The 14,784-nt window shown below is 37.8% G+C and carries 10 protein-coding genes and 4 pseudogenes; 9 read left to right on the forward strand and 5 right to left on the reverse strand.

The window, feature by feature from the left end:
- Both ACK2M2_RS15330 and ACK2M2_RS15335 read left to right on the forward strand, forming a co-directional pair.
- Nucleotides 1–147, forward strand: a pseudogene (locus tag ACK2M2_RS15330) (IS5/IS1182 family transposase); the annotation flags it as partial.
- Nucleotides 148–768: 621 nt separating this feature from the next.
- Nucleotides 769–5,061, forward strand: coding sequence for a tyrosine-type recombinase/integrase (locus ACK2M2_RS15335; RefSeq protein ID WP_419349732.1), 4,293 nt, complete (start codon nucleotides 769–771; stop codon nucleotides 5,059–5,061).
- Between the two features lie 70 nt (nucleotides 5,062–5,131).
- Here the strand turns inward: ACK2M2_RS15335 and ACK2M2_RS15340 are convergent.
- From ACK2M2_RS15340 to ACK2M2_RS15355, 4 genes and pseudogenes are all read right to left on the reverse strand, one after another.
- Nucleotides 5,132–5,236: pseudogene (locus ACK2M2_RS15340) on the reverse strand (IS5/IS1182 family transposase); the annotation flags it as partial.
- 820 nt (nucleotides 5,237–6,056) lie between these two features.
- A complete protein-coding gene (locus ACK2M2_RS15345) occupies nucleotides 6,057–6,437 on the reverse strand; it encodes a hypothetical protein (protein ID WP_409512839.1) in 381 nt (126 codons plus the stop codon).
- Nucleotides 6,438–6,547: 110 nt separating this feature from the next.
- Nucleotides 6,548–7,054: a hypothetical protein gene (locus ACK2M2_RS15350; RefSeq protein ID WP_074947371.1), complete on the reverse strand. Its 507-nt coding sequence runs from the start codon at nucleotides 7,052–7,054 to the stop codon at nucleotides 6,548–6,550.
- Nucleotides 7,055–7,098: 44 nt separating this feature from the next.
- The gene (locus tag ACK2M2_RS15355; RefSeq protein ID WP_074947372.1) at nucleotides 7,099–7,551 is read right to left on the reverse strand and encodes a hypothetical protein; all 453 of its coding nucleotides are present in this window, start codon (nucleotides 7,549–7,551) and stop codon (nucleotides 7,099–7,101) included.
- 269 nt (nucleotides 7,552–7,820) lie between these two features.
- Between ACK2M2_RS15355 and ACK2M2_RS15360 the strand changes: the two are divergent.
- The 4 genes and pseudogenes from ACK2M2_RS15360 to ACK2M2_RS15375 all read left to right on the forward strand — a co-directional run.
- Nucleotides 7,821–9,242, forward strand: a pseudogene (locus ACK2M2_RS15360) (HNH endonuclease signature motif containing protein); the annotation flags it as partial.
- A gap of 616 nt (nucleotides 9,243–9,858) precedes the next feature.
- Nucleotides 9,859–11,091, forward strand: coding sequence for an ATP-binding protein (locus ACK2M2_RS15365; RefSeq protein WP_419349725.1), 1,233 nt, complete (start codon nucleotides 9,859–9,861; stop codon nucleotides 11,089–11,091).
- Between the two features lie 26 nt (nucleotides 11,092–11,117).
- Nucleotides 11,118–11,420, forward strand: a pseudogene (locus ACK2M2_RS15370) (HNH endonuclease signature motif containing protein); the annotation flags it as partial.
- 242 nt (nucleotides 11,421–11,662) lie between these two features.
- Nucleotides 11,663–11,812, forward strand: a complete 150-nt coding sequence (locus ACK2M2_RS15375) for a hypothetical protein (protein WP_225554346.1) — start codon at nucleotides 11,663–11,665, stop codon at nucleotides 11,810–11,812.
- Between the two features lie 262 nt (nucleotides 11,813–12,074).
- On the opposite strand, the gene ACK2M2_RS15380 is transcribed toward ACK2M2_RS15375, so the two are convergent.
- Nucleotides 12,075–12,404: a DUF4236 domain-containing protein gene (locus ACK2M2_RS15380; protein WP_010116447.1), complete on the reverse strand. Its 330-nt coding sequence runs from the start codon at nucleotides 12,402–12,404 to the stop codon at nucleotides 12,075–12,077.
- A 209-nt stretch (nucleotides 12,405–12,613) separates the two neighbouring features.
- Here ACK2M2_RS15380 and ACK2M2_RS15385 point away from each other — a divergent pair, with 209 nt between their 5' ends.
- The 3 genes from ACK2M2_RS15385 to ACK2M2_RS15395 are packed head-to-tail and all read left to right on the forward strand — an operon-like array spanning nucleotide 12,614 to nucleotide 14,694.
- A complete protein-coding gene (locus ACK2M2_RS15385; protein ID WP_419349728.1) occupies nucleotides 12,614–13,480 on the forward strand; it encodes a WYL domain-containing protein in 867 nt (288 codons plus the stop codon).
- Between the two features lie 10 nt (nucleotides 13,481–13,490).
- Nucleotides 13,491–14,102, forward strand: a complete 612-nt coding sequence (locus tag ACK2M2_RS15390) for a DUF1819 family protein (RefSeq protein WP_419349730.1) — start codon at nucleotides 13,491–13,493, stop codon at nucleotides 14,100–14,102.
- Nucleotides 14,103–14,118: 16 nt separating this feature from the next.
- The gene (locus tag ACK2M2_RS15395) at nucleotides 14,119–14,694 is read left to right on the forward strand and encodes a DUF1788 domain-containing protein (RefSeq protein ID WP_086393396.1); all 576 of its coding nucleotides are present in this window, start codon (nucleotides 14,119–14,121) and stop codon (nucleotides 14,692–14,694) included.
- Nucleotides 14,695–14,784 lie beyond the last annotated feature (90 nt).

Consider the following 14,784-nt stretch of genomic DNA (forward strand, 5'->3'; position numbering starts at 1 on the left):
GAAACTAAGATGCATTGCATCAAATTATTAGGAGATAAACTCAGTGCAAGGAGTTTTGATAGCCAAGTGAATGAGATCCATGCACGTGTAGCAGTCCTTAACAGATTTACGGAATTAGGTCGACCACTTACCCAAGTTACGCCTTAAATTTGGCTCAATTAGGGGCGCTTTGCATTTCAAATCTTTGTGCAACAAAGCCCTTTAAAGATAATTAGTACATTACAGGATTCTGATCAACATTCACATTTTTTCTCAGAAACAACAGATAGAAACAAACATAAACTCACGCCATTACGTCCATACACTGGAGACAGTGGAATTTGTGATTTGCTATTGATTCAAGCAGGACTAAGTCGAAATAATGAGCGTTTTGATACTGTAATCATTTGGTTTTTAGAGCAAATATTTCACTTTCAAAAAAATGTACATACTCTAAAGCTTTATAGTCATTATTTAAAGGGTGATGGAAGCATAAAGCTGAAAGATCAAAAAGGATCTCGTGTGTATAACGCCTTTTTAGCGATCAGGCTGTTGGGTGATCCAAGTAATGAGGATATTTTAGAACAAGTCGAAAAATTACTGACTAAAAACGGACCGAAACAACTGATTCATTTGATGTCCGCTGGTTCTGAAGACAAACGATTAAATGAAGTTTTTTATGCATTAAAGCTCTTTTTATCACAAATTTGGCAAAAGAATCGACTAAAAAATAAGAAAAAACGTCGAGAGTTTTTACACCGTATAGGGTTAAAGCATCAAAAACTGATCTTGCAACGATACGGCTCATTAAGTATTGCTATCCAACCTTTAGAGGATGTAGATGAAATTCATCGTGGTCTAGTCTCTGAAGTATTTGAGTATGATGAGATTGAAGAAGATGAAACACCATTGGAGCCATTGTTTACATTTTTTTTGGCCGAACAATCCGATTTAATTCGAGGGTTTTATGCATCTAAGTCTACCTCTCAGCATGTTGAAGCTACAAATGTTGGTTTAGTTTGGACCAAATGGCGATTGTCATTAAATTCGATTCAAGATGTGTTTAGGCTCTGTCAACCATCTAAGGCTGATACCAGCTTAATTTTACGCGCAAAATTAGCTTTGATATTGAGTTTACTCACTGGACGTTCGGTTACTGAATTAACAGCGCCGTGTTTTAGTCAAAATACTGATCAGAATAATATTGCTATTCAGTATGATCATACTTTATCTGCATACGTATTGAGCGTTTTAGCAGGCACACCGACACTCAAAACAAAGCCAGAAGAGTCTAAATTTCATGTGCCATGGACCAAGAAATTACATTTGGTTTTACCAAGTGAGCTCAATGATTTGGTGAATCAAGTCAAAAATCTTGCGATTAAAACCCGTCAACCGGCAGTTGAACGCGAAGTTAGAAGACTTATTAACAGTGTGCCGAAAGAGTTAGAAATCAGCCTCAAAAGCATTAAAGATCTTCTTCCACGGTTGTTATATGAGCATAGCCAAGGTGACTTAGCTGTCGTTAAAGCAGTGACTAATGCATCCGGTCGGAATTATGATAACTTAATTCATTATGCATCTTTTGAACAGAGGAAACTTGAGCAGTTATGGGCTGATTGTTTAAGAACGATAAAAATTGATATTCCTGAATATATGCACTCTTCTAGTGAACGCGTGGGTAGCCCGACTGGGATAAAGATTGTTGAAATACAAAATGAAATTACACGAATAAAGAAGAGAATAAATCAGGCTGCCGAACAGAAAGATTGGCAGACGCTCTTTGATAACTTAACGTTGTATACAGAATTATGGATGAATCTTGCAACTGCAGGACGGGGGATTAAGCAACCCTTTCCAAAGTGGATAAGTCAGCAAGGCTGGGCATTGATTCAAGATAAACATCATCAAGATGAATCAACCGATCGTTATGTGCCATTGACGGCAGCATTTATCAAACAGATTCAAGTTTTACGTGGTTTGATGAGAATGCTGGGGGATCAAGTTGAACCACGTGTTGATTTATCATCTTATGCGTTGCAACTTTGTGATCCTCATCAGATTGAAGGTTTAGGTAGAAATTGGGCACGGAAGCTGGTTCGCTCTGATAATAATCAGTTACCTGGACGGTTCAAGGATGCTGGACTTGGGCACTGGGTACGCGGTCGTTATCCATGGGATATGTTATCAGTATTTCCTGTATCAACATTTAAACAACAGTGGCTTGATGTACAAGAAAACCTGCAAAAACAGTTAGGTTTCGAATGTCTTGATGTTTTTGATTTTTTTAAAAACCTGAATATTCCAACATTTGTTGTAACCAAAGAGATTAAAACAGTTCAAGCAGAGACGAAGCCGAGAATACAATATTCAGAAAATGATGTAAAAGAATGGCTGGAAAACTCAGAGTATGAGTCCTATTGTCAGTTGATTTTTGAGGAAAATCCTGAGCCAAACGTATCTTTCGAGCTTGGACATGTATTAGCTTCCCATTTAGCTAAAAATACAAACATTGATTTGCCACAAGCGATCAAAGCATATTGTGCTTATATTCGCGATAAAACGAAAATTCCTTTATTCGTTCAACTTCCTCAAAAAGCTAATCGTACATGGCTGACATCTGAAAATAGTTTTAGTACATGGTGTTATATTGAACAAAACTTACTTGATCTTATTCAGAAGGATTTAGAACATTTATCTGAACATCAAAATTGTGATGTTGAAATAGGACGTTTGCTGGTTGTACTCTCCATGTATTCACAACTGTGCAGGGTGAGCCATTTACAAGCGATGTTGGAGTTTATTGCTTCTGATCAACATATAGTCGCTATGGGGAATAGTCGGCTCGTTGAGCTGACAGTGAATAATGATAGATCTGTGACGAAGATACGCCGTACAGTACTGTTAAGTCCTTATGTCTCGACTTTAATTTTAGTAGACCGACAGTATCTACAGCCCCGATTAAAAGAGATTTTAGCACAGTCAAGAAATCAACAAAGAACGGCTTGGCAAAAGTGTTTTAATACATATTTAAAACAAATAGGGATTAAGTCAACTCTATCATTAGCTCAATGGTTGAAAGCTTTACAGCAAAATGTGATGTTAAATAGCACTCCGTTAATTGCAGGTTATATAGCAGGCCAAGTCCTGACTGAAGATCTTTCAATAAATGAATTATTACGCTTATCCGAATATGAAAAATTAACCACAGGTTTAGATAGCACTGAGCCAGAAAGTGAAATAGAAATAGGCGATGAGCAACTACATTTGTCTGATATTTTAGCGATGATTCAGCAACTAAAAGGTGAGTCTAGATCAAGCATTTGGCTTGAACAGCTTGCCAATAATAAAACGAATCACTACTCAGTCAATTTATTAACGTGCTTTGTGCAATGGTTGATTTTACGCTGTGATGCAGAAGAGTTAAGTCTACAGAATCGAAATATGATTCATCTACATTTGGCCATCGTCAGTGCAGGTATATTGGGGTTTTCAGAAGATTTAACAAAAGATAGCCAGATTGATGAAGATGTATTTCAAAAATGGATGGAGTTGACGCAAGAGCATTTTCCACACCGCAAGCATCTCGCTGCGTGGAATCGCTTTAGAGATTTTTTAATTCAGTTAAATGATGATCGTATAAAGTTACACAAGCGTACAGCGCATCAAGCAAGTGCTAAAGTTTTTTCAAAAAATGAAGTGCAGCAGATCGTTCAAATATTACAATCTGTAGAATCTGGGGTGAGTGATGCTGCTTTACGTCTAGAGATTCAGCGTCATTTTCGTTTATCTGCAGCGATGGGTGTACGCCGTTCAGAGACACTTCATTTACGGCCCTTAGATATTGATGAGGATATGCTCCGAATTCGTCCTTATGGTGAGCATCAGTTAAAAACACTTGGATCAGAACGTGTTGTTCCGATGAATTTATTAAGTCAGACGATTCAAAAGGGATTAGATGATATTTATAAGAATAAAAAATATTCGATATTAATGTCTGATGAGAACAGTGAGCATAGGACTTTTTTCAATCAAATATCTCAAATATTAAAGAAAGTCACTGGAGATGTTGATCTCAGCTTACATCATTTAAGACATACGTTTGCAAGTGCATATACTTTAAAGTGTTTGCAAACAGTGGTGGATTTTAAAGCGCTCACGATAGAACTGCCATGGCTACAAAATTGGATGCCATCGAATGAGCAATTTAATACGCTAGTAGGCAATGAAGGACAGGTTGGGCAAGGGATTAAGGCGATTAGTCGAGTGCTTGGACATTTACATGAATCGACAACATTAAAGCATTATGTTCATATCTTATTTCTGGCTACTTATGCCTATAGCATGCAACAACAGCAACCCAATTTACATACTGCATTTTTTAAGCGAGTCATGAGTCGGAGTAATTTATTCAGGCATTTCCAAGCGATTCATCAACAGAATGGTAATCTAAAATATGAGTTGAGAGATACCATCGAAAAATATGTACTCAAAAAAAGACAAAGTCAGAGGTGGGTAATCTATGCTCAAAAAAGAGGGAATTCGACTGGAAAAGTAATTAAACACGAATTATTTCAAAAGTTTGAAGATATTGAGCGGTATCTTATTTCTGGGCAGGGGCAGCCACGATTAGATATTGAGTCCTGGAAGAGAGCTTTAATTACGATGGCAAACATTCCGTCAGGTAAACGTGGTTCAAATATAGGAAGACATCCATTATCGACACAAGGAAAGTTAGCACGTTTGCCTGAATTACTAAGTGCTGTAGATTTTAATTCTGCACAAGAGATTTTAGAGCGATTTGATTATTTAGAACAAAACCAATCAGAAACTTATAATTGGTTAATAAAAAAATGGTTGTATGAAAGTAATGTAACAAAAGTATTGATGCATTTTACGGCAGAGGATGAACCTATGCTTTCAATCCTTACAGAACATCAATTTTTTCCGATGGTGATGAAACATAATAAATATGATTATTTTAGAATTATGTCTCAACAAGCCTCATTAAGCACCGTGCGATGGGCACTTACGTGGTTGAGTGCACGATATTTGGTGATTAGAGATCATATCAGAATCTAAGTAAATATGACTTACGCACGCTTTGTTACACAAAGGTTTGAAAGACAGCGCTACCCTAATTGAGCTAAATTCAAGTGACAACTTGGGTATAAGTGCAGCCAAATTCTGTGAATTTGTTCAAGACAGCTACGTGTGCATGAATATCATTTACCTGACTAGGAAAACTTCTTGCTGCTCATTTATCGCTTAATAATAGAGACTCAGGTATTTTTTATGGATCAACAGAGCCAAAAAAACATCACATTATCCATTGCATTCTGTCTGCTGCTGGAAGCTGTGCAACATGATTCCTTATGGGAAATAGCCTAAGCTTAATAGGTGACGGAAAAAGTGGCCCAGGCCTTTGCTTTGTCAAAATCTGATTTGCCAAGCAAAGGCCTGGGAATCCGCGAATCCTCTTTTTAAGCATTAAAAAATCTGGTTTTGTTTGACCAAAACAAAATATAGAAATATGATAGCCGCGTTACAGCAAAATCTGTAACCAGGCGTGGAAACCTGCATCTCAACGTACTAAAGGGTCACTTTGGGTGGCTCTTTTGTGTCTACATGGCACTGCTCTCTATGGCAGGCCAGGTAGGGCAGTCTATGACTGGCCGTTTCGTTGAGCGGTATTTCCACCCCTATTTGGTTTGCCACCATCTCGTGGAAAAGATGTTGGCAAATTTCATGCTAATCAACGAGAGTAAAATATGAAGATTAATATTTTAAAACCCCCCATTTCTCTGACGGTTCTTTTGCCTGGACTCAGGACCTCCTGATCGTTGGGTCGTTCATCGCATTCATCTAATACAACTCAATCTACTTTCGATTTCGCATTGGTCGAAATACGGGAAAGTGCTGTCTAGAGAAAATCAAAAATGGGTCCAACACGCTTACTCATAATATGAGCTAAATGTAACAGGTAACATTATGTTACCTGTTACATTTCTGTATTAAGTAGTGTAACTTTTTAATTTTTTAAAAATCATATACTTAACAATGTTACATGGTTGCATTTAATAATCCCAACCACCATTACTATTAATCGCTTTGAAGAAATCTTTTTTAATTTTTTGACATGTTGATTGTGAGTAATTTGCTGCATATCGTTTCTGTAATTTACTTAAATCTGATGCACTAAATTCTGTTTTAAATGCATTTTCTTCATTCCAGACATTCATTCTTATCATGGTGTTTAACATTTTAACATTCATAGGATTACTACAAACGGTTTGGAGTTTAGGATTACTACAATCAATTTTGATATAGTCATAGCTTTCCAAAGAGTTTTGATAATTACGATTAACAACCTTTTGTTCAGCAGTAGATAAACAGGTTGCAGCATTTAATCCTGTTGAAGTGAGGGCAAGACATAAAAGCATTGATTTAATTTTCATAAAGTACCTATGTGATATTTTTGATAAGACCTAAATAATTTTATATAAAATCACAGCTAAAACTTTGATTAAAGTCATTGTGATTTGCTAGAGAAAAGAAATTTAAAAATTTAGTTCTGACGACCTAGATTTAGTGGAAATAATTCCTGTTCATTTACCCCACCACCATTTCCAGATTTATATTCGAATCCATTATCCTTTTGTGGGTATAAATTTTTATCAAAACCATTCATTTCTACCTCTTCTGCTTGATTTTGCGTATAAGTATCAGATTCTAAATTGTCTATATAGTTCACAGCATTTTTAGCGTTATCAGAACTCATCAAATTTTCTAATTTATCTATTTGTTGCTGAGTTGGAAGTTGTTGTTTTTGTGCAGTATTTGACTTTTGCTGATTTGCACGATTTAGACGTTCATATTCTGCATTATTTTTTTCTTGGATTGCTTTGTTTCTTAGATCATTTTGTCGCATTTGTTCGAGATTGCGTGCTCTGAATTCATTAAGTTGATTGAGGTGTCTAGCTTGATATTCTTCAAGTGTCTCACCATAAATATGAGTAATAGGTGATATGAATAGACAAGTAATCACAACATTTTTGAATAATTTTATGCTCATTTTTACCCAAATTCTTGATAAAAAATAATAACTTATGGAAAAAATTAAAATACAACGTAATATAGAATTAAGATAATAATTAATAATCCTACAATTATAAATAGAGCTTTAAGAATATATTGGGCAAATTTAAACCCTATGAAAAGAGAGATTATAAATGCAATTCCTAAAGCCGATTTAGATATTGAAGTATCTATGTTCCAATCAAATAAATAAAGTAAAGGAATTGCAAAGACTGTAAAAGTAGCGAGTATAGATATCCAAATTAAAGCTGGAGTAGTTGCATCAAAGGTGGATTCTTGAGCATTTGATTCACTTCCTAAGACATGATAGCCGGACGGGCTCAAATTACAGTTGGCACTTGAACTAGCATAATTTAAATCACAATATATACACCTATTAGGTCCATCATCAACCACATGCGTCCCAATTGGGCTATTTCTGCATCCTTGACCAGCTACTACTTTCCATCCATCACAATATAAACATTTTCCCATTTCTATCTTCTTGTAAAGTATTTTTTGTAATATATTGTATTTGATAACAAAATTAAACTATTGTTTAACTATAGAAGAGACATGCTATGAAAATATTATTCGGGGTTATTTGGTTACCAATCAAGATTGTTCTTGTATTGTGTGGTGGAAGGAAAGTACCACTTTTAAAAGGTCTTATTGATGCAATAGATTCTGCATTAAGGTGATTTAGGCACCAGTTAGGCACTTAATAAAAATCATTAATATAAATTTTTGATTTTTATTGAATTAATTTGAATAATTATGTTCTGTATTGGAAAGACATCAAAAACAACATCTACATCATCGACGGTGCACACCGTATTTCCAGCATTTATGCTTGGATCAACCGCTATTTTGCCGATGACCAAGTGAGCCAAGCGCCTAATTTCAATGACGAGCAGAAAGAAGATATTCGTTATATCCGCACTCAACTCGGTGATTTGGCTGATTTTCAAAAAATTTGTTCTGATCCTCAATTTGCAGCACAAAAGGCGAAGCTAGAAGATATCCAAATCAGTTTTAGGCAGGTACTTGGCACTCCTGAAACGTGAGACGTGTCTTTTAATCGATTAACTCAGATACCAAACCTCTGGATAAGTATGAAGAATATCATTTGAGAAGCCGTGGCACGGATGCCTATTATGCAATCTATGCCTGCTGCTATATCAATGATAATAGAAGCAATCTGGAAGAGCTGTGCTATGTCCGTTTAAATGAGGTCATTGAGTTGGGAGAGAAGATTTATCAACTGCTTTTCTCTACGATGTTACCCAACAACGACCTGAGCCATGGCAAAAAGATCGGGCTGGTCAACGAATTGATGAATATCATCGAAGGTGATCAGATTCATAACATGATGGGGCTGGATCAGGGAGAGCGCGTGGAAAATGATGTCCCACCTGTTTACGATCCTGTGCAGAATGGCAACACCGGTTAAACCTGTTGGGATTCCAAGTCTGGGTCTGCATCCTTTCCTATATTTCTACAAGGACAAACGCTTTCAAATCACCTCGTTTCTGGCGTGGTTCGGGATTGTTTTTGAGATGCATCACAACATCATGCAGATCAATCAGCGAACCATTACCTTTAAAGAATTTACCCGTGTACGCCGTGGCGTTGAGTTTTTGATTGCCAATTTTCCAGTGGCAACAACTGAAACTGTGGGCAAGTTAGGCAGTGGTATTAAAGGTTATGACCGCTTGCAAACTGTGTATAAAGCCTTTATCTGCTTGAGTCTGCAAATCGAGGTGAATTTTGAAGATCAGGAATGTGTCAACACTTTTATCCTGACGATGTCCAAATCCTTTAAATATATTAACTTTAATGAGTTTTATGTCGAAAGTTTTCTGGGGAAATATGATCCTGCCGTGGTTAGCCATGTCGTTGAATATGTCAATTCGATCAGTCCAGCCTCTCGATCAAAACCCAAGGCCTTTTCAACCTTGACCAAGAGTCTGATCAAGCACAATTTTCTGGTGGGTAATCATAATTTCTGCCCGATTTGCGATGGATTGATTTATCTGGATTCAACAGAGTCGGATCATCGTATCGCCAAAGCTGTTGGTGGACAGGGGGTACTCGAGAATGGCCAACTGGTTCATCCACTCTGTAACCGGTTGAAATCAGATCTCAGTCTGGAAGAGATCAGAGCAGATTTGTTCGGAGAGTGACGCTATTCAGCTGCAGATAGACTTTTTTATTCATGCATATTAATGATTATTCAGGTGAATAATCATTAATATATTTAGCTATTGTGGCTGATTGAAATTCAGTACACACTCATCAGTAGAAGCTAGCTGTAGTTCCTATATGACCTTCCAAGGTCCTTAGTTTTGCCCATTGATCCCTCAGTGGGCTTTTTTTATGATGATCCATTCTGTGATAAAAATGTTATCTTGATCAACAATCTTAGTATTTCCAATACCAAAGACCTGAATAAGGCAGAGAAAGCATTCAATGTCTTACAAAATATAAGGTTGTAAGAAAATATCTCTGTTTTTCTAGCCAATTTTGATTTAAAGCACCTACAAAATATACATCATCAGTTATTTATGGATGTGTACCCATGAGATGGTCAATTAAGACGTGTGAATACCTATAAAGGTGAATGTATCTTTCTCCGTTACAATAGCATAGCTCCTTTATTAGATATGCTGTTTTCATACTTAAATAATAACTTAAAATGTTTCACTTATACTTTAAACTTTTTTTAAAATTAAATATATTTACATGTATGATATAAACTTTGATAGAATTAATTAAAACTTTAGAGTTTAAGTGTAAATAATGGGAAATATTAATATTCGACGTGATAGCTACTTAAAATTTCTGAATACATGGCAAAACCGTGATGTCATTAAAGTGCTTTCAGGTGTACGTCGCTCTGGAAAATCCACTTTGTTGGCGATGTTTCAACAAGACCTAAAAGCACAGGGTGTACAAGCCGAAAACATCATTGCCATCAACTTTGAATTTATGGAATTTGAAGAACTCACCGATTACCGTAAACTCCATGATTATGTACTGTCCAAAGTTGATAAAACCAAGAAAAACTATGTTTTTTTAGATGAAATACAACATGTTACTAATTTTGAAAAAGTAGTCGACTCTTTATATGTTCGGGATTATATCGATTTATATATTACAGGTTCAAATGCATTCTTTCTGAGTGGAGAACTTGCGACTCTACTCACAGGACGCTATATCGAGCAACATGTTTTACCCTTGTCATTCCAAGAGTTTAAACAGTGGCATATTGAAAATAATCCGATCATCCAACAATTATCCAATCGTGATTTGTATGCCATGTACACGCGCAGTAGTTTCCCCTATACGCTTGCCATGACTAGCCAACAGGAAACCTATGATTACTTGCAAGCAGTCTATGCCAGTGTAATGTTTAAAGATGTTATTCCCCGTTTGAATACTGCTGATATTAACTCTCTCGAGCGTGTCGCAAGATATTTGGCAAGCGTGACAGGCTCACCCATTTCCATCAATAAAATTAAAAACACCTTTGTTTCAAGTGGGGTTAAAATATCATTTGAAACAGTAAAACGCTATATTCAGGGCTTACAGGACAGTTTGCTATTTTATAGCGCAGCACAATTTAAAGTACGTGGGCGTGAGTTATTACAATCCTCTGAAAAATACTATTTAGTTGATGTTGGATTGCGCCGCATTATGTTGCCTGATGCTAATGCTGATCAAGGTCATATCTTAGAAAATGTGATTTATCTTGAGCTTGTCAGACGAGGCTATACGGTCTATGTAGGGCGGGTTGATGAATATGAAATTGATTTTGTTGCTGTCGATACTTTACAAAATTTAACTTATTATCAGGTGGCATTAGAAACGCTCAATGAGGAGACACTCAGCCGAGAGTTACGTCCATTACAGAAAATTTCTGATTCATATCCTAAGTATTTACTTACCTTAGACACGATAGGGACTGAAGCCAATTATAATGGTATTGTAAAAATGAACGCTCTCGATTGGTTGCTGTCTGAAAATAAGTAAAGTGGAGTGTAGGCATCGACAATCTAATTTCTCGATCAAAGCCCAAGGCCTTTTCAGCATTAACCAAAAATTTGCTTAAGCATAATTTTCTAGTGGGTAATCATAACTTTTGCCCCATTTGTGATGGATTAATCTATCTCGATTCTACTGAATCGGATCATAGGATTGCCAAAGCCGCAGGTGGGCAAGGTGTGCTAGAAAATGGTCTGCTGGTTCATCTGCTCTGTAATAGAAGAAAATCAGATATCAGCTTAGAGGAGACTAGAGCGGATTTGTTTGACGAGCTTTTGTACTCATCTATCAGCAAGATATGGCTTTGGTCTGGCTAATTTACCCTAACCAGCCTTGCAAGTCATGGTTAATCAATACTCTTGTTTTTAACCTGAACATAATGCCTAAACGATCCGATTCTATAAAGTTGGATCGTTGATTAAGCCGTTTTTAAGGACTGATTTCTATATATACAGGGGGCAGTCCTTTTAATATCACTTTGATTCATCGTATTGAAATATTGATGTTACAAAATAGTACTATTCATGTGATTGATTTAAATCAAATAGGGGATTGCAAAATGAAAAGTTTACTAACAACATTACAAGGCTTATTAGTACGTGAGCCGTCAGATTTAACATCACAAACAATTGCTAAAATGGATTTAACCATTCATCGCCAATACCAAGATCAACAGGTGATACTATTACGTACTGACTATTTAGAATAGTCTGAATAATTAAAAAAAACACACAAAATAATGAAGCTATAAAAAAGCTCCTTTAAAAAACCGCAATTCATTAAAACTACAACAAAACTTACTTTTAAGCTGTGCGATCATCAATATACTGTAAGCCACAGTCGCTGATTTAAATAACGGATAGAGTAGTAGCGAGAATCGCGCTGTAGTTTCTGAAGGATCTTAATATCCTTAGTTTGCCCACTCACCCATGTGGGCATTTTTTTTTGATCAAAATACAATGTTGTTTTTGCTAAAAAATGACGGCACCCACAATAAAACACAATATTCCAAAAATAATCCAAGGCCATATCTTTGCCTTCGGTTGTTCTAAATTCTGAGGATTATATTCCGTGTGTTCTAGCGATGTCGGTTGTGGAACACGGGTCTTTTTAGAGTAAGGCTGGTGTTTAGAGTAAGATAGTCCCGTACCTGGAATACCGACACTGGTTCGCGTACCTTTTTTCCCAATATTTAGAGAAGCACCAGGTTTGCCAATGCTGGCACTGCTGATGCCTTTATGGGTCAGATTAATTTTAAAACCCGGGAATAATTTAATACTTTTACGAAATCTAAAACCCATATTGCTCTCATTCTAAAATTTAGCTCAATTTACGCTCTACACCAGGATCCATGATCTGCTAGAGATCTTACTTTGACAGCTATCATCACGATATTAGTATATTTTTTTATCTGGTGATTGCAATACTACCTTTAAATACCGTCAAAAATGTTTACTGTATATTTGCTGTAGGGTAATCTTAAAACTGCTATTTATTGACTGATTGGTATATGACGACAGATAAGCATGAAGTTCTTCTAAGAATGCGAGCGATCGAGCTGCTTGCATACTGGGAAGGTCGTTTGGTCACCAATCGCTTGATGAGCTGGTTTGGGCTCAGTCGACAGCAGGCTTCTGCTGATATCAAACGCTATAATACGCTGTATAACCCCGATGCCTTGGTCCATGATCCCTCCGTAAAAGGCTATGTGCCTAAAGCCACGTTTCAACCGGTGCTGACTACCGTACATATCAATGAATATCTCAATATGCTGTCAGGTTTGGTTAGTGAATCGCATACCCTGATTGCGACACCAGAACCGAATCTTGCAGCAGTTCAATTACCTGATCGCAGTGTACGTCCTGAAGTGATTCGGGAAGTTTTGCGTGCCTGCCGAAACCAAAACACTTTAAAAATGATTTATGCCTCGATGCAGAATCCGCAGTGGCATGAACGCATCATTTCCCCACACACCCTGGTGTATACCGGTTTTCGCTGGCATGTCCGTGCCTATTGCCATCAGAGCAAGCAGTTTAAGGACTTTTTACTCTCCAGAATTGATCGCACACCTGTTGTGGTGGCAATTGAGTCAGTAGATCTAGCTCAGGATCAGCAATGGCATGAAGAAATTGTACTGACGCTGATCCCTAATCCAAAATTGAACTCATCACAACAAGCGCTGGTCGAAAAAGACTTCGGCATGCCAGATGGCAGATTACAGATTTCGGTCAAGAAAGCTTTGGCTCACTATACCTTGCAGCGATATCAGGCCGCGATCACGCTGGCTGAGGCGGATGATGCCTTGAAATATCCCTTGGTACTACAACGCTCAGATATCGAAAAGCTGTCGTCTTACCTGTTTGATCAGGCCTCATAGGAGATTGGCCATGATGGATCAATTTCATTATGACAGTGACCTGAGCGGTGGTTCACTGATGGTGCGTGAAAGTCGGCTGATCGCTGATCTGTTATTGCGAGAAGCGACCACAGAACAGTGGCATCAGGCGATTCAGGTTGACAATATTCTGCAAAAAAGAACTACGGCTTCAGCACAACGCAATGCCACCGCTATTCGTAAGCGTCTGGAGCGCTTAGAGCCTGATTTCTGGAAAGCGCTACGTGATGGGGACGATGAGCTGGCGACCCAAGTGGCTTTTTGTGGGGCTTTAGAACGTAATCTTTTACTGGTTGAGTTTATGGAGACGATGCTTCGAGAAGCCTATATCTCCCAGGCTCAATACTTGGACAGTTATATCTGGTTAGACTTTCTGGATGAGCGCTCACAACGCGATCCGGATATCTGCGAATGGAAAGAGTCCAGCAAGAAAAAAATGGGGCAAGTGGTATTCCGTATGCTGGCAGAAGTCGGTTACTTAAAAAGTACCCGTACGCTGGAATTACAGCGTGTGATCGTCCGGGCAGAGCTTCGTAGCCTGTTGGAAGAACATTATAAACAACGTATTAAAAGATCAATGGAAGTGTCGCTATGGACGCGGTAGTTGTAGAGGGGCAGCAATGAGTCAAGCAATACATGAGCGTCTGAATCAGATTCCAGAGCGAATTCTTTCAACCGAGTTTTTAACCGGTCAGGGGCTAGGCAATGAAATTGGATTCTGGATTTTTGATTATGCGCCTGAAGATGAGCTGAAAGTCCGCGAATATATTCATTTTCTGGAAGGGATGCTGGAGAAAAAACACAGTCAACTGAAGGTGGTAAATATCAATCTGCTACAAGCGGTGGTGGATTATCTGACAGAGCGCAACTTTATCGATAAAGCCATTCAGATGCAAAAAGCCAAAGGCGATGAGGCGCTCATCAAAGCACTGAAAGGTCCATTGCATATGGATAAGTTTGCGCCGTATCTGGTGAGCAAATATGCCACCAATGAGCAAGATATAGTGTTGATGACGGGGGTGGGGTCGGTTTGGCCGCTATTACGTGCACATCATTTGTTAAACAGTTTGCATTCCTTGCTGGGGCATAAGCCGGTCGTATTGTTTTATCCGGGCTATTACGACGGTCAAGCGATGAGTTTATTTGGAAAAATTCCAAGCAATAATTACTACAGAGCCTTCAGATTGGTGCCATAAGCACGACCAATAGGGCACTGTTGCAAATAGTGATTTGAGTCGATGATGTTCCCTTTAAAAAGTGCTTAGAGACCGAAAACCCTGTTGATT

Origin of the sequence: Acinetobacter sp. TY1 (assembly GCF_048551395.1) — a bacterium.
Taxonomy (GTDB): Bacteria; Pseudomonadota; Gammaproteobacteria; order Pseudomonadales; family Moraxellaceae; genus Acinetobacter.